This is a genomic window from Limnobacter alexandrii (genome assembly GCF_005871185.1).
In the GTDB taxonomy this organism is placed as follows: domain Bacteria; phylum Pseudomonadota; class Gammaproteobacteria; order Burkholderiales; family Burkholderiaceae_B; genus Limnobacter; species Limnobacter alexandrii.
In genome coordinates this window covers 1-24,766 of sequence record NZ_SWKN01000007.1, presented here as the reverse complement: position 1 = coordinate 24,766, position 24,766 = coordinate 1, and the positions used below count along the sequence as shown (strand labels likewise).

Annotated in this window: 24 protein-coding genes; 18 read left to right on the top strand and 6 right to left on the bottom strand. The window is 51.6% G+C overall.

Features of this window, described 5'->3' with window-relative positions:
- Positions 1-36 precede the first annotated feature (36 nt).
- On the top strand, positions 37-1,710 hold the full coding sequence (locus tag FCS97_RS07500) for a cryptochrome/deoxyribodipyrimidine photo-lyase family protein (protein WP_212746458.1): 1,674 nt from the start codon (positions 37-39) through the stop codon (positions 1,708-1,710).
- 6 nt (positions 1,711-1,716) lie between these two features.
- Here the strand turns inward: FCS97_RS07500 and ppsR are convergent, their stop codons facing one another.
- Complete coding sequence (gene ppsR, locus FCS97_RS07495) at positions 1,717-2,553, bottom strand: posphoenolpyruvate synthetase regulatory kinase/phosphorylase PpsR (RefSeq protein WP_171035220.1); 837 nt, start codon at positions 2,551-2,553, stop codon at positions 1,717-1,719.
- Between the two features lie 196 nt (positions 2,554-2,749).
- On the opposite strand from ppsR, the gene ppsA reads away from it, so the two are divergent.
- Genes ppsA through FCS97_RS07480 form a run of 3 tightly spaced genes read left to right on the top strand, consistent with a single transcriptional unit; the run spans position 2,750 to position 6,488 of the window.
- Positions 2,750-5,098 (top strand): phosphoenolpyruvate synthase, encoded by a 2,349-nt coding sequence (gene ppsA / locus FCS97_RS07490; RefSeq protein ID WP_246066115.1) that lies wholly within the window; start codon positions 2,750-2,752, stop codon positions 5,096-5,098.
- Between the two features lie 15 nt (positions 5,099-5,113).
- Positions 5,114-5,536, top strand: coding sequence for an NfeD family protein (locus FCS97_RS07485; protein WP_138517844.1), 423 nt, complete (start codon positions 5,114-5,116; stop codon positions 5,534-5,536).
- 46 nt (positions 5,537-5,582) lie between these two features.
- On the top strand, positions 5,583-6,488 hold the full coding sequence (locus FCS97_RS07480; protein WP_138517843.1) for an SPFH domain-containing protein: 906 nt from the start codon (positions 5,583-5,585) through the stop codon (positions 6,486-6,488).
- A gap of 17 nt (positions 6,489-6,505) precedes the next feature.
- Here FCS97_RS07480 and smpB read toward each other — a convergent pair whose 3' ends face one another.
- Positions 6,506-6,955 (bottom strand): SsrA-binding protein SmpB, encoded by a 450-nt coding sequence (gene smpB, locus FCS97_RS07475; protein ID WP_105029104.1) that lies wholly within the window; start codon positions 6,953-6,955, stop codon positions 6,506-6,508.
- Positions 6,956-7,056: 101 nt separating this feature from the next.
- Here smpB and FCS97_RS07470 point away from each other — a divergent pair, with 101 nt between their 5' ends.
- The 13 genes from FCS97_RS07470 to FCS97_RS07410 all read left to right on the top strand — a co-directional run bounded on the left by FCS97_RS07470 (position 7,057) and on the right by FCS97_RS07410 (position 20,545).
- Positions 7,057-7,500: a type II toxin-antitoxin system RatA family toxin gene (locus FCS97_RS07470; protein ID WP_138517842.1), complete on the top strand. Its 444-nt coding sequence runs from the start codon at positions 7,057-7,059 to the stop codon at positions 7,498-7,500.
- Complete coding sequence (locus tag FCS97_RS07465) at positions 7,500-7,856, top strand: RnfH family protein (RefSeq protein WP_138517841.1); 357 nt, start codon at positions 7,500-7,502, stop codon at positions 7,854-7,856. The genes FCS97_RS07470 and FCS97_RS07465 overlap by 1 nt, the downstream gene beginning before the upstream one ends.
- 89 nt (positions 7,857-7,945) lie before the next feature.
- Positions 7,946-9,406 carry an IMP dehydrogenase gene (guaB, locus tag FCS97_RS07460; RefSeq protein ID WP_138517840.1) on the top strand — a complete coding sequence of 487 codons (1,461 nt, stop codon included), beginning with the start codon at positions 7,946-7,948 and terminating at the stop codon, positions 9,404-9,406.
- 26 nt (positions 9,407-9,432) lie between these two features.
- A complete protein-coding gene (locus tag FCS97_RS07455; RefSeq protein WP_138517839.1) occupies positions 9,433-10,425 on the top strand; it encodes a GAF domain-containing protein in 993 nt (330 codons plus the stop codon).
- Positions 10,426-10,481: 56 nt separating this feature from the next.
- Entirely contained in the window at positions 10,482-12,104 is a 1,623-nt protein-coding gene (guaA, locus tag FCS97_RS07450; RefSeq protein ID WP_138517838.1) for a glutamine-hydrolyzing GMP synthase, read from the top strand.
- 195 nt (positions 12,105-12,299) lie between these two features.
- Positions 12,300-13,070, top strand: a complete 771-nt coding sequence (locus FCS97_RS07445; protein ID WP_138517837.1) for an ABC transporter ATP-binding protein — start codon at positions 12,300-12,302, stop codon at positions 13,068-13,070.
- Positions 13,070-13,792, top strand: a complete 723-nt coding sequence (locus tag FCS97_RS07440) for an ABC transporter ATP-binding protein (protein ID WP_138517836.1) — start codon at positions 13,070-13,072, stop codon at positions 13,790-13,792. The genes FCS97_RS07445 and FCS97_RS07440 overlap by 1 nt, the downstream gene beginning before the upstream one ends.
- Positions 13,793-13,837: 45 nt before the next feature.
- Entirely contained in the window at positions 13,838-15,043 is a 1,206-nt protein-coding gene (locus tag FCS97_RS07435) for an ABC transporter substrate-binding protein (protein ID WP_138517835.1), read from the top strand.
- A gap of 73 nt (positions 15,044-15,116) precedes the next feature.
- On the top strand, positions 15,117-16,001 hold the full coding sequence (locus FCS97_RS07430) for a branched-chain amino acid ABC transporter permease (RefSeq protein WP_138517834.1): 885 nt from the start codon (positions 15,117-15,119) through the stop codon (positions 15,999-16,001).
- Positions 16,002-16,014: 13 nt separating this feature from the next.
- A complete protein-coding gene (locus FCS97_RS07425) occupies positions 16,015-16,998 on the top strand; it encodes a branched-chain amino acid ABC transporter permease (protein WP_138517833.1) in 984 nt (327 codons plus the stop codon).
- 94 nt (positions 16,999-17,092) lie between these two features.
- Positions 17,093-17,863 carry a nucleoside deaminase gene (locus tag FCS97_RS07420; protein WP_212746457.1) on the top strand — a complete coding sequence of 257 codons (771 nt, stop codon included), beginning with the start codon at positions 17,093-17,095 and terminating at the stop codon, positions 17,861-17,863.
- A gap of 25 nt (positions 17,864-17,888) precedes the next feature.
- Positions 17,889-18,857 (top strand): LD-carboxypeptidase, encoded by a 969-nt coding sequence (locus FCS97_RS07415; RefSeq protein WP_138517832.1) that lies wholly within the window; start codon positions 17,889-17,891, stop codon positions 18,855-18,857.
- An 89-nt stretch (positions 18,858-18,946) separates the two neighbouring features.
- Positions 18,947-20,545, top strand: coding sequence for an ABC-F family ATPase (locus tag FCS97_RS07410; protein ID WP_138517831.1), 1,599 nt, complete (start codon positions 18,947-18,949; stop codon positions 20,543-20,545).
- Between the two features lie 107 nt (positions 20,546-20,652).
- On the opposite strand, the gene purT is transcribed toward FCS97_RS07410, so the two are convergent.
- Positions 20,653-21,882 (bottom strand): formate-dependent phosphoribosylglycinamide formyltransferase, encoded by a 1,230-nt coding sequence (purT, locus tag FCS97_RS07405; RefSeq protein ID WP_171035251.1) that lies wholly within the window; start codon positions 21,880-21,882, stop codon positions 20,653-20,655.
- 40 nt (positions 21,883-21,922) lie between these two features.
- Positions 21,923-23,002, bottom strand: coding sequence for an AI-2E family transporter (locus FCS97_RS07400; RefSeq protein ID WP_138517829.1), 1,080 nt, complete (start codon positions 23,000-23,002; stop codon positions 21,923-21,925).
- A 111-nt stretch (positions 23,003-23,113) separates the two neighbouring features.
- On the opposite strand from FCS97_RS07400, the gene FCS97_RS07395 reads away from it, so the two are divergent.
- The gene (locus FCS97_RS07395) at positions 23,114-23,824 is read left to right on the top strand and encodes an SIMPL domain-containing protein (protein ID WP_171035219.1); all 711 of its coding nucleotides are present in this window, start codon (positions 23,114-23,116) and stop codon (positions 23,822-23,824) included.
- Here the strand turns inward: FCS97_RS07395 and FCS97_RS07390 are convergent.
- Together FCS97_RS07390 and FCS97_RS16535 are read right to left on the bottom strand one after the other, a co-directional pair.
- Positions 23,796-24,218, bottom strand: a complete 423-nt coding sequence (locus FCS97_RS07390; protein ID WP_138517827.1) for a DUF3135 domain-containing protein — start codon at positions 24,216-24,218, stop codon at positions 23,796-23,798. The genes FCS97_RS07395 and FCS97_RS07390 overlap by 29 nt on opposite strands.
- Positions 24,215-24,367 carry a hypothetical protein gene (locus tag FCS97_RS16535; RefSeq protein WP_156799567.1) on the bottom strand — a complete coding sequence of 51 codons (153 nt, stop codon included), beginning with the start codon at positions 24,365-24,367 and terminating at the stop codon, positions 24,215-24,217. The genes FCS97_RS07390 and FCS97_RS16535 overlap by 4 nt, the downstream gene beginning before the upstream one ends.
- Between the last annotated feature and the right edge of the window lie 399 nt (positions 24,368-24,766).

Here is a 24,766-nt window from a genome sequence, read left to right as displayed (position 1 = left end):
CTGTACACTTAAACAGTGGTATTTGGATTTTGCTGCATGCACCTGCACCTTGTTTGGCTAAAAAAAGACCTGCGCCTTAGCGACCATGCCCCCTGGCATGCGGCAATTGCAGCCGCACAGGAGAGCAATGGTTGCGTAGTGGCCTTGTACTGCCTTGAACCCAAACTGATCAAGCAGCCCGACAGTGCTCCCCAACATTTTGAATTTGCCCGTGAATGTTTGCAGGAATTAGCGGGGCAATTGCCCGAGCATGTGCCTTTGCTGCTGGCCAAAGCCAATGCACCTGTTGCCTTGCAAACACTGGCGTTGTGTTGCCAGCAACTCAGCATTTACAGCCACGAAGAAACGGGCAACTGGGCCAGCTTTGAGCGAGACAAAGAAATCAAATCCTGGTGCAAAAAACACACCACAACCTGGGTTGAGTTTCCGACTAATGCAGTAGTGCGGCGGCTTGGAAACCGAGACGACTGGGGCAAGCTTTGGATCGAAACCATGCGCAAACCAGTATTAGCCAAACCCGTTTTCTCGGGGCTTTCGCAAGCCACCTGGTTTGATTTTCCGCAAAGCCTGCAACAAAAGCTTGAAGAAAATGGACTGCCCTGTGCGCAATTGAACCGATCACTTTGGCCCCAATGGGCTCACGTTGCGCACTTTTATCCAAAACAATTAAGCGACAAAGCCTTGCGCCAACGCGGAGGTCGGCGACATGCGCATGCGTGTCTGAATGAATTTTTAAATGAACGCGGAATGAATTACCGCTTCGAGATGTCCAGCCCCTTAAGCGCTGAATCAGCCTGCTCGCGCATCTCTCCCTACCTGGCTTTTGGTGTAATTTCCATTCGGGAAGTGCTTGAAGTGTTGGGCCAGGCTCGCCAACAACTGGCGGAAAGCGCACTGCCACCCAAGGTTCAAACGCAGTGGCGACAGTCCCTGAAATCATTTGAAAGTCGATTGCACTGGCATTGCCATTTTATTCAGAAACTGGAAAGCGAACCTGAGCTTGAATATCGATCCGCGCACCGCGGTTTGAACAACATGCGCAACTTTGCCGAGCTGACACCGGAAGAGAATCACAAAGCTTTGGCGTGGATCGAAGGACGCACCGGCTTTCCCATGGTTGATGCATGCATGCGAATGCTACGCGCCACGGGTTGGGTCAACTTTCGCATGCGTGCCATGCTGGTGGCTTTTGCTTCATACCAGTTGTGGCTGGATTGGCGGCATACTGCGCCCATGTTGGCGCGTGAATTTCTCGACTACGAACCCGGCATTCACTACCCACAATTTCAAATGCAATCAGGTGTTACAGGCATCAACACCTTGCGTATTTACAACCCGGTGAAACAGGCCAAAGACCACGACCCTCAGGGTGTGTTTATTCGGCGCTGGATACCGGAGCTGAAAAATATTCCCGATCCGTGGATAGGCGAACCCTGGAATACCCCACAGCTGATTCAACAAGAATGTGCCTGCATTTTAGGCCAGGATTACCCTTGGCCGATAGTTGATCCGGACACGGCAATTGCCAAAGCGCGAGCGAACATTACCGAATTCAGGCATCGCAAAGGTTTTGCGGAGGAATCAAAACGCGTTTACGAAAAACACGGCTCGAGAAATCCAAACCGCAATGGCACGCCTGCGCCACGCGGCAAGAAAAAAGAAATTGGCGAGCCTGTTGTACAAATTGACCCACAACAAAGCTTGTTTTAAGCGCGTTTAATAAATCGGCGAGCCCAAATTCAACTGCTGCAAAATCGTGGTTGAAATTTCTTCGATCGATTTGCTGGTCGAGCTCAGCCAGCTAATGCCCTCGCGGCGCATCATGAATTCAGCCGCTTTAATTTCCTGCCTGCAATTTTCCAGTGATGCGTATTTGCTGCCTGGTCGACGCTCGTTGCGAATTTCGCTTAAGCGTTCAGGTGAAATCGAGAGTCCAAAAATTTTGTCTTTGAATGGGGGTAGGGCGGTTGGCAATTCACCCCGTTCAAAATCCTCAGGTATCAAAGGGTAGTTCGCGGCCTTAATGCCATATTGCATAGCCAAATACAGGCTCGTGGGTGTTTTACCTGAACGTGATACCCCAACCAATATCACATCGGCGGCTTGCAGGTCTTTGTGGGTTTGCCCGTCGTCATGCGCAAGGGTGTAGTTGATTGCTTCGATTCGATTCTTGTATTGTTCATTGTCTGCAATGGTGTGTGAACGTCCAATGCGGTGAGTGCTCTTGATATCCAGCTCTTTTTCCAAAGGCTCTACGAAAGTGAGGAACAAATCCATGAACACGCCATCGGCCTGTTTCACCACGTCGTTAATGACCGAGTTCACCAAAGTACTAAAAACAATCGGCTTTTGACCATCGTATTTTGCAATGTCATTGATCTTTTGGCGCGCTGAGATTGCCTTCACTTCTGAATCAATAAAGGGGATACGAATTTGTTTGAAACGAATGCCTTCGAACTGTGACAAGACCGAGTGGCCAAGGGTTTCCGCGGTAATACCTGTTCCGTCTGACACAAATACCACGGTGCGTTCCTGGCTTACATTTTCTGACATGAATCAATCCTGTGTGTAGCGGTGGCAAAAGGTCGGGTTACAGTTACAATCATAAAAAGAAATCAGGGGAAATAGTCGATGCGCGTGCGCCCAAATCGCGCCATTCACTATTTCTTTTGAACTACAAGGTGAATCAATGTCAACAAATCAAGGAGTTAGCCCAACAGCTCTTGTTGCCCCATTCGAAAAACTTCGAATGGAAGATGTAGAAACTGTCGGCGGTAAAAATTCGTCTTTGGGCGAAATGATCTCCCAATTGGCCGAAACAGGCGTGCGCGTGCCCGGCGGTTTTGCCACCACGGCCCATGCCTTTCGTGAATTCCTGAAAGCCAATAATCTGGTTGAGCGCATCAACGCCAAGCTTGATGCCCTAAATGTGGATGATGTTCGCGCACTGACCCAAGCCGGTGCCGAAATTCGCCAATGGGTGATTGACGCCCCCCTGCCTGCCGACCTAGAAAAGGAAATTCGTGAGTCGTACGCCACCATGATGGCGCAAAGCGGTGGCGATATTTCTGTGGCGGTTCGCTCCTCAGCCACAGCCGAAGACTTGCCTGATGCTTCTTTCGCGGGTCAGCAAGAATCTTTCCTGAACGTGACCGGTATTGAAGATGTGCTTGAGAAAATCAAGGAGGTGTTCGCATCGTTGTACAACGACCGCGCCATTTCATACCGTGTACACAAAGGTTTTGCCCACGCTGATGTTGCCCTGAGCGCAGGTGTGCAGCGCATGGTTCGATCCGACAAGGCAGCTTCAGGCGTCATGTTTACCATGGACACTGAAAGCGGCTTTGATCAGGTGGTATTTATCACTTCCAGCTACGGCCTCGGTGAAACAGTGGTGCAGGGTGCTGTAAACCCGGATGAATTTTATGTCTTCAAGCCCACCTTGGCTGAGGGTAAGTACCCCATTATTCGCCGTCAAATCGGATCGAAATTGATCAAGATGGAGTTTGACGCGCTGAAAGAAAGCGGCAAAAGCGTGCGCACCGTGGATGTTCCTGCCGAGCAACGAAACCGCTATTCACTGAACGACGACGATGTAATCGAGTTGGCCAAATACGCCATGATTATCGAGAAACATTACGGCCGCCCAATGGACATTGAGTGGGGCAAAGACGGCATCGATGGCAAGCTGTACATTTTGCAAGCCCGCCCGGAAACCGTGAACTCGCAGAAAGACAATGACGTGCAATTGCGCTACAAACTCAAAGGCAATTCAGCGATTTTGAGTTCGGGCCGAGCGATTGGTCAAAAGATTGGCGCAGGTTCCGTTCGGGTGATCAATGATTCCTCTGAAATGGACCGCGTACAGGCTGGCGACATTCTGGTGACCGACATGACCGATCCCAACTGGGAACCCGTCATGAAACGTGCTGCTGCCATTGTCACCAACCGTGGTGGCCGCACTTGCCATGCCGCGATTATTGCCCGTGAACTGGGTATTCCAGCCGTGGTGGGTTGTGGCGATGCCACAGAGAAACTGACTGAAGGCATGCTTGTGACAGTGAGCTGTTCGGAAGGTGATACAGGCTATATTTACGAAGGCTTGCTGGAAACGGAAGTCAGCGAAGTGAAACGTGGTGCACTGCCTGAAATTCCGGTAAAAATCATGATGAACGTGGGCAACCCGCAATTGGCTTTTGAGTTTTGCCAATTGCCCAACAAGGGTGTTGGCTTGGCCCGCCTTGAATTCATTATCAACAATGCGATTGGCATTCACCCCAAGGCTATTCTGGATTATCCCAATGTGGATGCCGACTTGAAGAAAGCCGTGGAAAGTGTGGCCCGCGGCCATGCCAGCCCCGTTGCCTTTTTCGTCGACAAACTGGCTGAAGGCGTCGCAACCATTGCGGCAGCGTTTTATCCCAAGCCTGTGATTGTTCGCATGTCCGATTTCAAATCGAATGAATACCGCAAGTTGATTGGTGGCAGCCGTTATGAACCCGAAGAAGAAAACCCAATGCTGGGTTTCCGCGGTGCAGCCCGCTACATTTCAGAAGAATTTTCCGAGTGTTTCGAAATGGAATGCCTGGCCCTAAAGCGTGTTCGGGAACAAATGGGCCTGGACAACGTTCAAATCATGATTCCGTTCGTGCGTACTTTGAACCAGGCTGCACGCGTTGTAGACCTGCTGGGCCGCAACGGGCTGAAGCGTGGCGAGAACGGCCTGAAAGTGGTCATGATGTGTGAAGTGCCGTCCAATGCGGTGCTGGCTGACCAGTTCCTGGAGTATTTTGACGGGTTCTCGATTGGCTCCAACGATTTGACCCAGCTGACCTTGGGCCTGGATCGAGACTCAGGCCTAGATATTCTTGCAGCTGATTTCGACGAACGTGACCCTGCCGTGCGTGCCTTGTTGAGCAAGGCCATTGAGGCGTGCAAATCCAAAGGCAAGTATGTGGGCATTTGCGGGCAGGGGCCTTCCGATCACCCTGACTTTGCATTGTGGTTGGCCGGCGAAGGGATTGAATCCATTTCCCTGAACCCCGACACCGTGATTGATACTTGGCAAAAGCTGGCTGACAAGTTCAACAAAAAGTAAAAAGGAGCAACACCATTGAGCAATTTTTCACTGTGGCTGGTATTGGCGGGTATTTTGTTGATTGCCGAGATCACCACAGGCACGTTCTACCTGCTCATGGTGTCCTTGGGTGCAGCCGTTGGCGCATTGATGGCCTACCTGGGCTACGGTCTTGAGATTCAAATTGGCGCAGCCGCCGTGTTCGCGGTGGCTGGCAGCCTTTTACTTCGCAACCGTTCGATCAAACGAAGCAAAACCGACAAACAACATGATTTGCTCGACATTGGCAACAAGCTTGAAATTTCAAGCTGGAATGCGGGCGGGCGTACCAATGTGCACTACCGCGGAGCCAACTGGGCTGCTGAAAGTGTAGACAGCACGCCTGTAACAGGCCTGCATCAAATTGTCGATGTTCAGGGCAATGTCCTGAAAGTCAAAAGCGTATCCACACACGCGTAATCGGTCTGGCCACGTTGCCAGGCCTGCGAATCTAAGGAGAAAATTCATGGAAGTTTCAATTGTCATATTGATACTGGCGATTGTGTTCGTCAGTCAAGCCTTGCGCATTGTGCCGCAGCAAAGCGCGTGGGTGGTTGAACGCCTTGGCAAGTACGACCGAACCTTGCAGGCCGGTTTGAATTTTCTGGTTCCCTTCATCGAGCGTGTGTCCTACAAACATTCCCTGAAAGAAATTCCGCTGGATGTACCCAGCCAGGTGTGTATTACCAAAGACAACACCCAGCTTCAGGTCGATGGCATTCTGTATTTTCAGGTAACGGACGCGATGCGGGCCAGCTATGGTTCCAGCGACTACATCAGCGCGATTACGCAACTGGCACAAACCACCTTGAGATCGATCATTGGTCGAATGGAACTGGACAAAACCTTTGAAGAGCGCGACATGATCAACGCGGCAATTGTTCAGGCACTTGATGAAGCAGCCATGAACTGGGGTGTGAAGGTTCTTCGATATGAAATCAAAGACTTAACACCACCACGTGAGATTTTACTTTCAATGCAGGCTCAAATCACAGCAGAACGTGAAAAGCGTGCCCTGATTGCCGCGTCGGAAGGCCGCAAACAGGAACAAATCAACATCGCCAATGGCGAGCGTGAATCGGCCATCGCCCGATCGGAAGGTGATCGAATTGCAGCCATCAACCGTGCTCAGGGTGAGGCTGGCGCGATCAAGGAAATTGCCGAAGCCACGGCCGAGGCACTGCGCAAAGTGGCTGCCGCTGTGGCCGAGCCCGGTGGTATGGAGGCCGTCAACCTGAAAGTGGCCGAGCAATACATTGAGGCGTTTTCAGGTGTGGCCAAAGTGGGCAACACATTGATACTGCCAGGCGACCTGTCCAATATGGGGTCCATGGTGGCTGCGGCGATGCAGGTCGTGAAGCAGGGCAAGTGATTGCCCGGTTAGTTGGATCAGGTGCGGTGAATCTTCATTAACCGTTCCTGTTCCCGCTTCCAGTCCTTGTCTTTTAAGGTATCGCGTTTGTCGTGTTGCTTTTTGCCCTTGGCCAGGGCCATGTCCACTTTCACCCGACCGTTTTTGAAGTGCAGGTTAAGTGGCACGAGTGAATAACCTTTTTGCTCCACCTTGCCAATCAAGCGATTAATTTCTTTCTTGTGCATCAATAGCTTGCGTGTGCGGGTGTTCACCGGGTTGACGTGGGTGGATGCACTGGTCAATGGCGAAATATGGCAGTTCAACAGCCACAACTCGCCATTGCGAACCACAATGTGGCTTTCTTTGATTTGCACACGACCATCGCGAATGGATTTGACTTCCCAGCCTTCCAGCACAATACCCGCTTCGTACTTCTCTTCAATGAAGTAATCAAAACCTGCTTTTTTGTTGTCAATAATGCTCATGAATTCGGCGAAAACGTCCTTTGGGTGCGGCGCAGCGTGAAAAACGCTAAAATAGAGAGTTTAATCCTTTCTCCCAGCGGGAAACAAACCCTTCAGCATTCATGGCCATTGTAGAAAAGTCCGTGTTGGTTCATTTTTCCACGCAACAAATGTTCGATTTGGTGCGGGCGGTGGCCGATTATCCCCAGTTTTTGCCGTGGTGCGGCGCAGGAAGCGTTGAGCCCGTCGACTCAAACACCGAGAAAGCAACCGTGGAAATTGCCTTCAAAGGTGTCAAACAAAGCTTTTGCACCATGAATACCCTGACACCGCATCAGGAAATCCACATGAGCCTGGTGGAAGGGCCTTTTACCCACCTTGAGGGCACATGGCATTTCATTGAACTCACACCTGAGGCTTGCAAAGTGCATTTCAAGCTGACTTACGAATTCTCGAGCAAGGTGCTTGAACAATTGGTTGGGCCTGTTTTCACAAGCCTGGCCAATAGTTTTGTAGATTCTTTCATCAAACGGGCAGAATCACTTCACAGCACTGGGGCAGGGTGATGATCGTGCACTGGCTGGAACTTCGTCCCGGCGATGGCGGTGTACTCACGTCTAGCCCAACCCCTTTGGATTTGCCTGAAAAAACCACCCTAGAGCAGGCGTTGCGTGCCATAGGCCTGGACGAAGACCGGATTACAGGCCTGTTCAAGGAGCGTGCGGTCGCTGTGTACGGATTGTATGCGACAGAGAGCACAATATTGCACCCTGGCGACCGGATCGAGATTCTCGACGGGCTGAGCTTCGACCCCATGGAAAGCCGCCGCAGGCGTGCCCAACACAAAGTGCTGACGAAACGCCAGAAAGAATTGGCCAAATATGAGCGCCGAAGCCGCAAGCAATCAAAAACCATGCCCTAAATTTTAATTTCCCCGGTTTTTCTGTTTGCAAACTAAAACAGGCATGCTGGGTATCCTTTATAATTCGCTTTTGCGCAAGGAGAAATTGCATGCGTGTCACGCAGAAAGCGTTAACGTTTGATGATGTATTGCTGGTTCCTGCGTTTTCAGACGTTCTTCCAAAAGACACATCCCTGTCTACCCAACTGACCCGAAACATCAGCCTGAACATTCCTCTGGTGTCCGCCGCCATGGACACAGTGACTGAAGCCAGGTTGGCCATTGCCATGGCACAGGAAGGTGGAATCGGTATTGTTCACAAGAACCTGACAGCAACGCAGCAAGCGGCCGAGGTGGCCAAAGTGAAACGCCACGAATCTGGCGTACTTCGCGACCCGATTACGATTGAGCCTGAACTGACCGTTCGTCAGGTTATTGCACTTACACAGCAACACAAAATTTCAGGCCTGCCTGTTGTCAAGAATGGCAAAGTGGTGGGTATTGTCACGAACCGCGACTTGCGTTTCGAAACCAAACTGGATCAGCCGGTTTCCAATGTCATGACCCCGCGCGAACGCTTGGTGACCGTGTCGGAAGACGACAGCCTGGAACAAGCCAAAGCCCTGATGCACAAACACCGCCTGGAGCGCGTGTTGGTTATGGGTGAAGACAACAGCCTGAAAGGCCTGATCACGGTCAAAGACATTCAAAAAGCCACTGAACACCCTTGGGCCAGCAAAGACATTCACGGCAAGCTGCGCGTGGGCGCTGCCGTGGGCGTCGGCGATGGCACGGAAGAACGTGTGGAAAAACTGGTGGCAGCCGGTGTGGACGTGATTGTGGTTGACACAGCCCACGGCCACAGCAAGGGCGTACTGGACCGCGTTCGCTGGGTGAAACAGAACTTCCCGCAAGTGGATGTGATTGGCGGCAACATTGCAACAGCCAGTGCAGCCATTGCCCTGATGGAACATGGTGCAGACGGTGTCAAAGTGGGCATTGGCCCCGGCTCTATTTGCACAACGCGAATTGTCGCTGGTGTGGGTGTTCCTCAAATCAGCGCGATCGCCAATGTGGCCAAATCCCTGCAAGGCACTGGCGTACCCGTGATTGCAGACGGTGGTATTCGTTATTCCGGCGACATTTCCAAAGCACTGGCCGCTGGCGCCAGCTGCGCCATGATGGGTGGCATGTTTGCAGGCACCGAAGAAGCACCCGGTGAAGTGGTGTTGTTCCAAGGGCGTAGCTACAAGGCCTATCGCGGCATGGGTTCACTGGGCGCAATGACGCAGGGCTCTGCCGACCGCTACTTCCAGGACCCAGCCAACAATGCGGACAAGTTGGTGCCCGAAGGTATTGAAGGTCGAGTGCCCTACAAAGGTTCTGTGCTTTCCATTATTTTCCAGCTGGTGGGCGGTGTTCGTTCATCCATGGGGTATGTGGGTTGCAGGTCAATTTCCGAGATGCATGAAAAAGCCGAGTTCGTGGAAATTTCATCGGCAGGCATTCGGGAATCGCATGTGCATGACGTTCAAATTACCAAAGAAGCACCGAACTACCATGTCGATTAACAAAGCCTGAATACAGCGAAGCAGCCATGCAAAAACCTGACATTCCAGACAACGAAGCAGAAAGAACACGGGCGATCCAAAACCTGGGGATGATTTACTCCCCATCCGAGGCCCGGTTTGATCGCATCACGCGTTTGGTTTGTCGGCACTTTGATATTGACACCGCCCTGGTCACCATTGTTTACAAAGAGATTCAGTGGTTTAAATCGCTACAAGGCCTGAACGCCTGCTCTACAGATCGTGAAGTTTCGTTCTGCGGACATGCCATTTTGAGTGATGAACCGTTGGTTGTGGAAAACGCCTTGCTTGATCCGCGTTTTATGGACAACCCATTGGTTTTGGATGGGCCGAGAATCCGGTTTTATGCAGGTCAACCCATTCGTGATTCATTCGGTGTCACCATTGGTACGCTTTGCGTAATTGACAGCGTACCACGCACATTTTCCCAAGAAGACAGGCAGGATCTACGCGATTTTGCTCGCCTGGTTGAAGCGGAAATTGCAAAGCCGGTAGACGACAATGTGGTGACACGATTTGTACGCTCACTCAATGAGAACCAAAGGTCACTGCTGATTGATCCAATTGTGGGCTCATGGAACAGGCGTGGCTTTGAGGCACTGCTGGACAAAGAACTGGAACACGCTTTGCGCAAGCGAGAAAATCTTTCCTTGGTGCACGTCAAACTCAGTTCATTTGATCTGATTTTGAACCGGTTCGGTCGCGACCGAATCGTTGATTTCACCAAATTCACCGCGTCCATCATTCGCGATGCCTTGCCCAATGGTTCGAGCATAGGTTCGTTGGGCGCAGATGCATTTGTGGCTGTTGGTTCGGGCATGACCGATTCAGAGGTCGCCCGTTTGCTGGAACAGCTAAAAACCAGCTTCCGTGAAACCACACTCGAAACTCATGGCGTGAAGGCACTGGTTGATGTGGACATCAACTTTCTCAGCCTGTCCGGCGACGAGCTTCAATGCACGGCAGTGCAGGCGGTTGATCGCTTGTTAAGCCTTAGCTAAACCCGGCACAACATTGCCTTGGGTCAATTACTTTTAAGACATTCAAAGAACACCTCATGAATCATCAGAAAATTTTGGTACTCGACTTCGGGTCACAGGTCACACAGCTCATTGCGCGACGTGTGCGTGAATGCGGCGTTTTCTGTGAAATTTTGCCCTGCGACGTTGAACCGGAGCGGATCAAAGATTATGGTGCCTCAGGCATTATTTTGTCGGGTAGCCACCAGTCAGCTTATGAAGAGAGCACCGACCGAGCCCCAGAACTGGTGTTCAATCTGGGTGTACCCGTGCTTGGCATTTGCTACGGCATGCAAACCATGGCCATGCAACTGGGCGGCAAAGTTGAAGCGGGTACAGTGCGGGAATTTGGCCATGCTCAAATTCGTGCCCACGGCCACACCAAGTTGTTCGATGGCATTGAAGACGAAACCAACGAGCAAGGCCACGGCCTGTTGAATGTATGGATGAGTCACGGTGACAAGGTCACAGAACTGCCACCCAATTTCAAGCTAATGGCGTCTACACCCTCATGCCCAATCGCTGGCATGGCCGATGAAACACGCGGTTTCTATGCCGTGCAGTTTCACCCTGAGGTTACTCACACCAAAAAGGGCAAGGAGATATTGGCGCGTTTTGTGCGCGACATTTGCGGCTGCAAAGGTGACTGGTCCATGCCCAGTTTTGTGGATGAAGCAGTTGAAAAAATTCGTGCCCAGGTGGGCAGTGATGAAGTAATTCTGGGCCTTTCGGGTGGTGTTGATTCTTCAGTTGCAGCAGCGTTAATCCACAAGGCGATTGGTGATCAACTGACCTGCGTGTTTGTAGACCATGGCTTGCTTCGTTTCAAAGAAGGCGAGCAGGTGATGGAAACCTTTGCCAAACATTTGGGTGTGCGCGTGGTGCATGTCAATGCCACCGAAGAATTCATGGGACAGCTTAAAGGGGTCACCGACCCTGAAGCAAAACGCAAAATTATTGGCAAAGCATTCGTGGATGTGTTCCAGCGCGAGGCGGGCATGCGCGCCAACGCCAGGTGGCTTGCTCAAGGCACCATTTACCCGGACGTGATTGAATCAGCGGGTGCAAAAACCGGCAAAGCCACCAGCATTAAAAGCCACCACAATGTGGGTGGCTTGCCCGACACGCTGAACCTGAAACTGCTTGAGCCCCTGCGCGATCTGTTCAAGGATGAAGTGCGCAAACTTGGCGTAGAACTTGGGCTTGATCCTGAAATGGTGTACCGCCACCCGTTCCCGGGCCCTGGCCTCGGCGTTCGTATTCTGGGTGAAGTGAAAGCTGAGTATGCCGAAATTTTGCAACGTGCAGATGCCGTGTTTATTGAAGAATTGCGTAACACCAAAGCCACCGCCAAAGACGCAGCAGCGGAATTGTGTACCGATGAACAAATTGGCAAAAGCTGGTACGACCTGACCAGTCAGGCTTTTGCGGTATTTTTGCCAGTGAAGTCAGTGGGAGTAATGGGCGACGGCCGTACTTACGAATATGTGGTGGCCATTCGCGCCGTACAAACTCAAGACTTCATGACCGCGCATTGGGCCCACCTTCCGTACTCATTGCTGGGGCGCATTTCCAACCGCATCATCAACGAAGTAAAAGGCGTCAATCGCGTGGTGTACGACGTCTCTGGAAAACCGCCAGCGACCATTGAATGGGAATAAGCCACCCACGGCGAAACCAGTCACTTACTTCAGCCTTACAAGAGAGCCCGCACATGCGGGCTTTTTTGCATTCAGGGGGTGAGGTTTGCCCTAATTCCAGAATGAAAACACACATGCCACCATCATTGACGATATTTAACCATTGGTGCAGCCCGGCATCAGTTGGCATAACGACAATGACAACATGGAGAACCCATGGCAGAAGTAGTGTTGGAGACAAGGGCGTTGACCAAGGAATTCAAGGGATTCACTGCGGTCAGCGATGTGAATTTAAAAGTACAACGTGGCCATATTCATGCCTTGATTGGCCCCAACGGCGCAGGTAAAACAACCTGTTTCAATTTGTTGACGAAATTTTTAGCCCCCACATCGGGTCAAATTTTGTTTAACGGCAAAGACATCACCAGTGCCAAACCAGCCCAGATTGCCAGGCAGGGCATCATTCGGTCGTTTCAAATTTCCGCGGTTTTTCCGCACCTCACCGTGCTTGAAAACGTACGCATTGGCTTGCAACGTCCTCTGGGCAATTCTTTTCATTTCTGGAAAAGCGAGAAGAAACTCTCTGTGCTGAACGACAAAGCGATGGCTTTGCTTTCTCTGGTTGATCTGGAACGCTTTGCAGACACCCTGACCGTGGACCTGCCCTATGGCCGCAAACGTGCACTTGAAATTGCCACAACCCTGGGCATGGAACCCGAATTGATGCTTTTGGATGAACCCACACAAGGCATGGGTCATGAAGATGTGGATCGTGTAACCCAACTGATTAAAAAAGTATCGACAGGCAGAACCATTTTGATGGTTGAACACAATATGAATGTGGTGGCAGGCATTAGCGATCGCATCTCGGTTCTTCAGCGCGGCGCGGTACTGGCCGAGGGAAGTTATGAGGAGGTGTCGCGTAACCCACAGGTGATGGAGGCCTACATGGGTTCCAGCACGGGCGTACTGGAGGGTGCGCACTGATGGGCAACACAGCAACAAGCAATGCACTGGAAATATCGGATTTAAACGCCTGGTATGGTGAATCGCATATTCTGCACAACCTGAACCTGACTGTTAAAACCGGGGAGGTTGTCACGCTTCTCGGACGAAATGGAGCAGGGCGCACCAGCACCCTGCGTGCCATCATGGGTTTGACTGGTTCACGCAAAGGGTCGATCAAAATCAACGGCACCGAAGCCATCAACATGCCCACCCACAAAATTGCCCACCTGGGTGTTGGGTACTGCCCGGAAGAACGGGGGATATTTTCCTCGCTGTCGGCAGAGGAAAATTTGATGCTGCCTCCTTTTGTCTCAAAGACCGACAAGGGCATGAGTGTGGCCGAAATTTACGAGATGTTTCCCAATCTGGCTGAACGCAAGAAAAGCCAGGGCACGCGTTTGTCGGGTGGTGAACAGCAAATGCTGGCAGTTGCACGCATTTTGAGAACCGGTGCCAAACTGTTGTTGCTTGATGAAATTTCAGAAGGGCTTGCGCCCGTGATTGTTCAAGCCCTTGCAAGGATGATTACCACCCTGAAATCCAAAGGCTACACCATTGTGATGGTGGAACAGAATTTCCGTTTTGCTGCACCCCTGGCCGATCGGTTCTACGTGGTAGAGCACGGCCAGATTGTGGAGGCATTTGCCGCCTCGGAACTCGATGAAAAAATGCCCGTGCTGCATTCGCTGCTGGGCGTATAAAAACCAACCTTTCAAGGGATTGGACTTAAACCAAAGGAGATGATGATGAAATTAAAACCAATCGCAACCGGTCTGGCCGCGCTTTTTGCATTTGCTGCTGGCTCGGCCCAGGCACAGTACTCCAACGACACAATCAAGATTGGTGTGATCACTGACATGTCTGGCTTGTATGCCGACATCGACGGCCCCGGCGGTGTAGAGGCGGTTAAAATGGCGATCGCTGATTTTGGTGGCACTTTGAACGGCAAGAAAATTGAACTGGTGTTTGCCGATCACCAAAACAAGGCTGACATTGCCGCCAGCAAGGCACGGGAGTGGTTCGATCGGGAGGGCGTGGACATGCTGATTTCCGGCACCAACTCGGGTACAGCGCTGGCCATGGCCAAAGTAGCGGATGAAAAGAAAAAGCCCAACTTCGTCATTGGTGCAGGTACAGCGCGCATTACCAATGAAGAATGCAACCCCTACAGTATTCACTATGCTTACGACACCGTGGCAATGGCCAAAGGTACCGGCTCAGCGGTGGTGAAGCAGGGCGGTAAAAGTTGGTACTTCCTGACCGCTGATTATGCCTTTGGCACCTCGCTTGAAACTGACACCACTGCCGTGGTGAAAGCCAACGGTGGTACTGTGAAGGGTGCAATTCGCCACCCGCTGTCTGCATCTGATTTCTCAAGTTTCATGCTTCAGGCACAAGCCTCGGGCGCTCAAATTCTGGGCTTGGCCAATGCGGGCGGCGACACCGTGAACTCCATCAAGGCAGCCAATGAATTTGGCGTTACCGGCAGCATGAAGCTTGCCGGTCTGTTGATGTTCATCAATGACGTACACGCTTTGGGATTGGGCCAAACCAAGGGCATGTACCTCACGGACAGCTGGTACTGGGATCAAAACGATGAAACCAGAAAGTGGTCGCAGCGCTTCTTCGACAAAATGAAGAAGATGCCCAGCAGCTTGCAGGCAGCCGATTACTCAGCAACCCTGCAATACCTGAATGCGGTGAAAGCAGCGGGCAGCGATGATGGTGCCAAAGTGATGGAAGCCCTGCGCAAGCAGAAGGTGAACGACATGTACGCCAAGAACGGCTACTACCGTGCCGATGGCAGCATGATTCATGACATGTTCCTGATGCAGGTAAAAGACCCCAAAGAATCCAAAAAACCATGGGATTACCTGAAGGTTGTACAGGCCATTCCGGGCGAACAGGCGTTCACCACCAAAGCAGAGACCAAGTGCGCTTTGTGGAAGTAATTCAGTAAAACCACAATAAGACCAATGCCCCCGAGGTTTGATTGCCACGGGGGCAAATGCTGGACTCGTACTTATGGAAATTTTTGGAATACCTTTGCAGGCCTTTTTGGGGCAACTGCTGCTTGGTCTCGTGAATGGCTCTTTTTACGCCATGCTGTCGCTGGGTTTGGCTGTTATTTTTGGCTTGCTCAATGTGATCAACTTTGCACACGGCGCGCTGTACATGATGGGCGCGTTTTTCGCCTGGATGGGCATGGCCTATTTCAACCTGAATTATTGGGTGATGCTGTTGCTTGCGCCCTTGTTGGTGGGCGCCTTCGGAATACTGATTGAAAAAACAATGTTGCGCTGGCTTTACAAGCTGGACCACTTGTATGGCCTCTTGCTGACCTTCGGCATTACCTTGATGCTGGAAGGAATTTTCCGCTCGATCTATGGTGTTTCAGGTCAACCTTATACCGTGCCAGAAGCCTTGCAGGGTGCGACCAATTTGGGCTTCATGATTTTGCCCAATTACCGGGCCTGGGTTGTGGTGGCCTCGCTGGTGGTTTGTTTTGCCACCTGGATCATGATTGAAAAAACAAAGCTTGGGGCCCTGCTCCGTGCTGGCACTGAAAACCCGCGCTTGGTTGAGGCCTTTGGCATTAACGTACCCCTCATGGTGACACTCACCTATGGTTTTGGCGTGGCATTGGCCGCCTTTGCAGGCGTGCTGGCTGCACCGGTCATTCAAATTTCCCCGCTGATGGGGTCCAACCTCATTATCACGGTGTTTGCGGTAGTGGTTATTGGAGGCATGGGTTCCATTCTGGGTTCAATCATCACCGGGCTTACCTTGGGAATTGTGGAAGGATTGACCCGTGTGTTTTATCCAGAATTGTCAGCCACAGTGGTGTTCATCATCATGGCCATTGTGCTCATGATTCGCCCGGCCGGTTTGTTCGGTCGCGAGAAATAAAGGGTTTGACACGATGAACAAAAATACAATTATCGCCATTGCGGCAATCATTCTCGCCTTGGCTGCACCATTTTTCATGTACCCGGTGCTGCTGATGAAGCTGCTGTGTTTCGCACTGTTTGCCTGTGCATTCAATTTGCTGATTGGCTACACAGGCCTCTTGTCTTTTGGCCATGCCGCATTCTTGGGCGGTGCGGGGTACATTGCAGGCTATGTCATTCGCGATCTGGGCATGCCCTTTGAGCTTGGCCTGTTGGCAGGCGTTGCATTCGCAGCGCTCATTGGTTTGGTTATGGGTGCTTTGGCCATACGGCGGCAAGGCATTTACTTCACGATGATTACACTGGCCCTTGCACAAATGCTGTATTTCATCTTTTTGCAGGCACCGTTTACTGGCGGTGAAGATGGTTTACAGGGCATACCCCGCGGCACCTTGTTTGGTGTTGTTGATCTAAGTGACGACCTTACTTTGTACTTCGTCGTATTGGCCATTTGCATCGCAGGCTACGCCCTGATTGTTCGCACAGTGCATTCGCCCTTTGGGCAAGTTCTGAAAGCGATCAAGGAAAATGAACCACGCGCCATTTCACTGGGCTACGACGTGGACAAATACAAGTTGCTGGTGTTTGTGTTGTCAGCCGCTTTGTCGGGTTTGGCAGGCGCCACAAAAGCCTCGGTGCTGGGGTTTGAAACACTGACTGATGTGCACTGGACCATGTCTGGCTTGGTGGTGCTGATGACCCTCGTTGGAGGATTGGGCACACTTGCAGGCCCCATTGTGGGCGCCATTGTCATTATTGCCCTGGAAAACCGCATCGGTGAATTTGGCACCTGGATGGCGGTGACAACCGATATTGCCTGGTTCCGCTCGCTAGGCGAACAGGTCACCATCGTGACCGGCTTTATTTTCATTGTGGTGGTGCTGGCTTTCAGGCGAGGAATTGTCGGTGAAATCATTGCGTGGAATCAACGCAGATTGCTCAAGGCTGACCAGTAAAAGCTGAAGCGGCCCACAGAATAGAAACCCGGCCTGGTGCCGGGTTTTTTTTATGTCAAACTGACAACACTTTATTCGGCTTACTTTGAAGACTATGCAGACCAGCAAGCTGCCCGGAAAATTTTCGATACTGACGCACCAAGGACAGGCCGAGGACATGCCTTGGATGGAACTTGCGTTGCAGCAAGCAAAGCTTGCCGCACTGGGCGGCGAAGTACCGATTGGCGCAGCCATAGTGATGGATGGGAAAGCCATTGCCCAAGCACACAATGCGCCTGTTTCCCTGAATGATGCCTGTGCGCATGCTGAAATACAGGCCATTCGACAGGCCTGTCAAACCGCGGGTAACTACCGTTTGGGGGCGCAGGCCACTTTGTACGTCACGCTTCAGCCTTGCCTCATGTGCATTGGCGCCATTTTGCATGCTCGAATTGGCAGGGTGGTGGTGGGTTGCGCACAGTCACGCTACAACGGCGATTTGAAACAATCGTTGCTGGTGTACGAACAAGCACAAGCCTGGCACCCCTGTGTTTTTGAAACTGGCTACATGGCACAGGAAAGCGAAGAATTGTTGGGCAGTTTTTTTAAGGCACGCCGCAAACAAAGAGAGCAAACCATTGCTGACCTGGGCAGCCTGCTGCACTTGCCCAATGCCAACAAGCAAACCATCGAGGAACTTGCACAACTTGGGTTTACAGTGCCGCAAGACTTGTTGCAGACAGGCCTTGAGCAAGTATGCGAAACATTGGCTGAGCGAAGCAGCGTGTTGAAAGCAGGTCAACACACACAACAGGCCGCCATACTGGCCAGTTTGTGCGATTATTTCAGCGGTGAACCTGTGCGTTCCTGGAAGCAGTACCTGTGACCTTACTTTTGAAACCGGAATTGAATTGAACTCAAAACAGCGCAATGCCCTGAATCAGCTTGTCATGTTTTCACCCAGTGGCGCACTGATTGATGAAGCCTTGCTGGATCTCGCCTGCGGGCATTTAAGCAATCAATACGGTTTTTGTGTTTCGGAAATGCCTGAGGCACGCCTGCGCGTGCAGCGCTTTGCGGGTGATGAAGCCACACGCATGGCCAGCCTGGAAAGCGCATTTAAACTGGACACGCCCAGCCTGCTGATGGCCACCCGCGGAGGTTACGGCTTAAGCCGATTGTTGCCGAAGTTGAATTTCCCGAAACTCGCATCGCTGTTGAATTCCAAGGCTCACTTGTTGTGCGGCCACAGCGACATTACCAGCCTGCAACTGGCATTGATGAAAGCAGGCGCCGAGCCTGTCAGTTTGTTGCATGGGCCCATGGCTTGTTTTGATTTTGGCGCTGAGCAGGGCGCAGACCCTTTAACCGCCAAACATTTTTTACGTGCTGTGAACGAACAGGCTGTCGAGATTGAATGGCCTGTTGATTGTTTCGGGCTCAACACCAAAGGCCATACCGCAACGATAGAAGGCCCAGTGTGGGGCGGCAACCTGACATTGCTGTGCAGCTTGCTGGGAACGCCTTGGCTACCCAGTGTGCCCGGTGGCATTTTAGTGCTTGAGGATGTGAACGAGCCCGCCTACAAAATTGAACGCATGCTGCTTCAATTGCTGCACGCTGGTGTGTTGGCCCAACAACAGGCAATTGTGCTTGGCAACTTTTGTGAACCCAAACCGGGCACGCATGACAATGGTTACACCCTGAGCAGTGCCGCTGAATTTGTACGAAGCCAGTTGAAACAAGTGCCAGTGCTGCTGAATTTCCCGTTTGGGCACTGCACCCCCAAGGCCTGTTGGTTTCAAGGCGGGCAGGGCACCTTGACCATCGAAGCAGGGCCCAGCAAACTCGGCGCACGCCTGGTTCAAAACCTTCGCTAGGCCTTAGTCAGAGCACTCACTCAGCGCACCGGAAGCTTGGGCATGTATAATGCCCCCTTCGTTAAAAATCACTGACTTTTCCAATACTTATGCTCACCGCAGCCAATATCACCATGCAGTTCGGCGCCAAGCCGCTTTTTGAAAACATCAACGCGAAATTTGGCGATGGCAACCGCTATGGCTTGATTGGCGCAAACGGCTGCGGAAAATCCACCTTCATGAAAATTCTGGGCGGCGACCTGGAGCCCAGCAGCGGCACCGTTGTCATTGAGCCCAATGTTCGACTGGGCAAGCTAAGCCAGGATCAATTTGCATTTGAAGATCACCGCGTGCTCGATGTGGTCATGATGGGTCACAAGGAAATGTGGGCCGCCATGACTGAACGCGACGCCTTGTACGCCAACCCAGAGGCCACGGATGATGACTACATGCGCGCCGCGAACCTGGAAGCGGTGTATGCCGAGTTTGGTGGCTATGAAGCCGAGGCACGCGCTGGCGAACTGTTGTTGGGTGCAGGTATACCCTTGGACAGCCACAATGGCCCAATGAGTGAAATTGCCCCTGGATGGAAACTGCGGGTGTTGCTTGCACAAGCGCTGTTTTCGAAACCCGATGTGTTGTTGCTGGATGAACCCACAAACAACCTGGACATCAACACCATTGCCTGGCTGGAAAACGTGCTTAACCAGTATGAAAGCACCATGATTATCATCAGCCACGATCGTCACTTTCTGAACGAAGTGTGTACCCACATGGCTGACCTGGATTACGGCACCTTGCAAGTGGTACCTGGCAACTACGACGATTACATGCTGGCCGCAGCACAGGCCCGTGAACGCGCACAGGCATCGAATGCGCGCGCCAAAGAACGTATTTCAGATTTGCAAGACTTTGTACGCCGCTTTGCCGCCAACAAGTCCAAGGCACGCCAGGCCACATCACGTCAAAAGCAGATTGAGAAAATCAAGCAAGACACTGTGATCCTGAAACCTTCCTCACGCCAGAATCCATTCATACGCTTTGAGCAGAAAAAGAAAATGCACCGCTTGGCTGTTGAATTGGACAATGTCAGCCTAGCGTATGGCGACAACAAGGTGATCCGCGATTTCTCAATCATGGTAGAGGCGGGCGACAAGGTGGGCATTGTGGGTGCCAACGGCATGGGCAAAACCACACTGTTGAAGCTGCTGGCGAAAGCATTGGCGCCCACTTACGGCGAAGTGAAATGGTCGGAAAATGCAGACCTGGGTTACATGGCACAGGACGTGAGCGACGAATTCAACGTGCCTCTGAATTTGCGTGAATGGACGGAACGCTTTTCGCAGGAAGGTGACGATGACCAAGCCATTCGCGGCATTTTGGGGCGTTTGCTGTTCTCGAACGATGAAATTTCCAAGCAAGTGAAGGTATGTTCCGGTGGGGAGAAGAACCGACTGGTGTTTGGTCGCCTGATGCTGGGTCGCCACAATGTGTTGCTGCTTGATGAACCCACCAACCACCTGGACATGGAATCGATCGAATCGCTACAGTATGCGCTCGAAAAATACGAGGGCACGGTGTTTGTGGTGTCGCATGACCGCCAGTTTGTATCAGGCATTGCCACGCGCATTTTTGAAATGCGTGAAGACGGCATTACCGATTATCGTGGTACCTACGAGGAATACCGCGAGAGTTTGGGGCTGAATTAATAAAGGATGGCCACTCGTTCTGCGGGCTTGATCAAGGCAGACGGGCATGCCATAGGCAGCCCCACAGCAGGTCAGTTCCAAACGGGCAGTGACACAAGCCAAACAAGTCAACCAATAGGCTTTACTTTCGCAGCAACCCGCTTCGCCTTCGCGCGGGCTTCTTCCACATTCACATCGCGCGCCAAGGCAACACCCATTCGCCGTTTCACAAACGACTCGGGTTTGCCAAACAAACGCACATCCGTGCCGGGCTCGGCCAACGCATCAGCCACACCTTCGAAGGCAATGCCTACTTTGTCCACCCCACCGTAAATCACCGCGCTGGCACCTGGTGTTTTCAAGCTGGTGTCCACGGGTAAACCCAAAATGGCGCGCGCATGCAATTCAAATTCGGTTTGCCACTGCGTAATCATAGTGACCATGCCTGTGTCATGAGGGCGGGTGCTTACTTCAGAAAACCAAACCTGGTCGCCTTTCACAAACATTTCAACACCAAACAAGCCTGTTCCACCCAAGGCCGTGGTGACAAGGTCAGCCATTTTGCGGGCCTCGTCCAATGCTTTTGCACTCATGGCTTGGGGTTGCCAGCTTTCAACATAATCGCCGGCGACCTGAATATGCCCAACTGGTTCGCAGTAGCTTGTTTCGATTGCACCGCTTTTGGGGTTGCGGCTGCGCACGGTGAGCAGGGTAATTTCATACTCGAATTCGATGAGCGATTCAGCAATCACACGCCCTGAGTTGACGCGCCCGGCGCTGCCTGCGTAATCCCAAGCGGCCTCAAGCTCACCGGCACTGTCCACTTTGGATTGCCCTTTGCCAGAAGATGACATCACAGGCTTGATGATGCAGGGGTAGCCCACCGGCTTTTTGCCATCAATGCCTTTTTCTACTGCCTGCTTCAAGGTTTCGAAATCGTCTGCAAAGGCATAGTGCGAGCAGCTTAAATTCAACTCTTCAGCCGCCAAGCGGCGAATGCCCTCACGGTTCATGGTTAGCCATGCTGCATTGGCTGTGGGCACAACGCGCACTGCGCCTTCTGCTTCAAGTTCTTTCAAGGCCGGTGTGGCAATCGCTTCAATTTCGGGCACCACAATGTGGGGGCGCTCCTGAGCAATCAAGGCTTTCAATGCGTTTGCATTGGTCATGTCGATTACATGAAAGCGGTGCGCAACCTGGTGCCCGGGCGCATTGGGGTAACGGTCCACAGCAATCACTTCCACACCCAAGCGCTGAAAGGCAATAATCACTTCTTTGCCCAGTTCACCACTGCCCAAGAGCATCACTTTTAAAGCATTTGGTGCCAGGGGCGTGCCAATTTGTGATGGAAACTGAATTGCTTTTGTCATGGTGAAACTCGCTTGATCAAATCGTTACTCAATTGATGGACTCGGGTGTGTCGTGGTGATGCGCGTGCGATGCTTCATCGAAAAACACCACCAACAACACCAGCAGCACAGGGCCAATGATCAAGCCCACAATGCCCATGGTGATCACGCCACCAAACACACCGAACAACACGGCCAGAAATGGCAAATGGGTGCCACCTTGAATTAACAAGGGCCTAACCAGGTAATCGGCAATCAGCACCACCAACATGCCCGCAGTAATCAGCACAATGGCCTCGGCCCCGTTACCGCTCAAAAACAGAATCATACCCAATATAGCCAGCAGCCCCGGCGCAGCCATGGGTATAAAGGCGATCAATGCCGTGATTGTGCCCAAGAGAACAGGCGCATACACACCACAGGCCGCAAACAACACCGAAAGAATAACTGCCTCGGCAAAACTTACAATCACAAGCCCGTTAACCGCAGCACGCAGGGCAGGGGGCATGTGGGAGACATACGGCTTCCAGCGTTGCCCCAGCCAATCCGTGCCAATTCGGTTCATTCGAATACTGATGCTGGAGCCATCGCGGTAAAAAAAGAACAACACCCACAAAGCAAAAAAGAGCGTTGCAACCCGCCCAAGTAACTCCAACAAAATAGCCGACGCTGTGCCTTGCACATCGCCCAAACGCTGGGTGAGGGTTTCACGCAGCAGTCCGGAAATTTGCTTTGGCACACTTAAATATTCTTTCCAGCTGGCCACCAGCATTTCACCCAGCACCGGGATTTGGGGTAGCCAGTCGGGTACCGCAACGCCGGAGTCATCGGCCTGTCGCAAGAAGGTGGTAATTTCAAGAATGTCCTGAACCATAAACACGATCAAACCAATCATGGGACCGACCAACAGGAAGGCCACCACCAAGGTAGTCAGAAATGCAGCGCCATTGGGCTTGCCGGGAAAGCGCCCGCGAATGCGACAATGCAGCGGCCAAAATGCGGTGGCAATTATGCCTGCCCACAAAATTGCCAACAGGAAGGGCGACAACACGATTGCTGCACCCACCAAAATCAGCACGGTGAAAAGTGTGCTGATCAGGGACTTCGGTTGTCTCAGGTGTTCTGCCATGTCAGCCAGTCGTGCGGATTACGCGTTATTTGAATGCTTGTTTGTGGTTCAATCATTGTAGCAATGCCTGAATTGCAAATTGACTGTTATTTCACTTTCACGAGACCACACATGAAATTATCCAACACCTTGCAAATCGCCTTGTTCAGTACATCGGTCGGTTTGCTGGCACCATCGCTTGCATTTGCAGACCTGTGCGAGAAAACGCCTGCAGTAAACCTCAACGCGATCAGCAGCGAAGAAGTGGACAACGACATGGTGCGCCTGAATTGGCAGGTACAAATTCAGGCGGGCACGGCCAATGAAGCAATGAATGCCGTGAACACCGTGTTGGAAAAATCAATCAACAATTTGTCCAAAAACAAAGACATCGCCAAACTGAAAAACAACATTCAAACTTATCCGCAGTACGGAAAAAACAATGTGATTCAAACCTGGCAAGGCGTGGGCTCGCTCACTTTCGAGATGCCGGTGCAAGCGTTGAAAGCCCAGAAAAACCTGAATGTTGCAGAAGGTCTTACGCTAAGCAATCTGGAATACTTTCCAAGCGAAGCTCGAATTGAGCAAAGCCGTGAAAAGTTGCTGCAAAGTGCAATGAAAGAATTTCAGAACAAGGCAACCGTTGCTGCAAAAGGCTTTGGAAAAACGGGCTATACCTTGGGTGAAGTGTCCATCAACGATGAGAACCAAGGCCCACCGTCTTACCCAAGAATGTATGCAGCATCGGCCGACATGATGAGCAAAGGCATGGAAGTGGCCCCGGCCGCTGGATCAAGCCGGGTGAGTGTTTCAGTTAATGGGCGCGTTTGCCTGAAACCGTAAATGGAATAACCCGAGCCATATTTGCAGCTGGCTCGGCTTGCTCCACTTCAGCAGCGGCTGTATCCGCTGCTGAAGTGTAATTCTCGTCAATCAAGCGCAAACCATTTTGTTTCAGGGGGGCAGGGCTTAGCTCTTGCTCCAGCTTTTGCACCTGCTCTCGCAATTTGCCAAACGACTCCCACATCAATTTTGATGATTCCATCGCCGATTGAAGTGGGCTTTTGGATCGTTGGCGAATCATGCGGATCTTGAACAAGGTTTGCTCAAGCGCCAAGCGGTGCTCAGAATCCACGCTGGCCACATAGCCTTCGAGTACCGCTTCGCGGCGCTGCTCGAATGCAACCGGGTCAACCTGATACAGATCGGCCCATTCCTTGAAATCAAAGTGTGTCATGGCTGCTCCTTGCTTTGCTCAATGAGCTTGGCTTTGTTGCTGTCTTGATCGTCGGTTCCCATCAAAAACGCATGCACTGCTTTTTGCAGAGTCCTTAACCTGGCAGTTTTTAGGTTAAGCTCACGTCTAAGAGCTTCGTTCTCTTCCATGAGTCTGTCAACCAGTGCGAGAGTTTCAAATTTCTTTCCCAAACTTTCTACCCGGTTTACTTCAACGCTTGAATGATGGCCCATGATGACTAGTAATGTTGCTATTAACCTTTGTACTGCCAAACACAGCAATTGGTTTTAGTAATACTCTTCAGTAACAACAATCGAATGACAACAACAATGGTGTTTATGAAAAGCGCTTGGACTTTTTCTTTTTTCCTGGGTTTGTGTGCGTGGGTAGCCGCACCGCTGGCTGTGGCCCAGGAGGCAAGCGACTGTTCTACTAAAACTGTAACGATCTTTTGTATAAAACTGTAAAGAGCTGATTTATTTCGATTAAATCTGTAAAGAAGAAATATTTTTTGTAACCCTCTAGCCTACCTCAGGATAGGACACCGA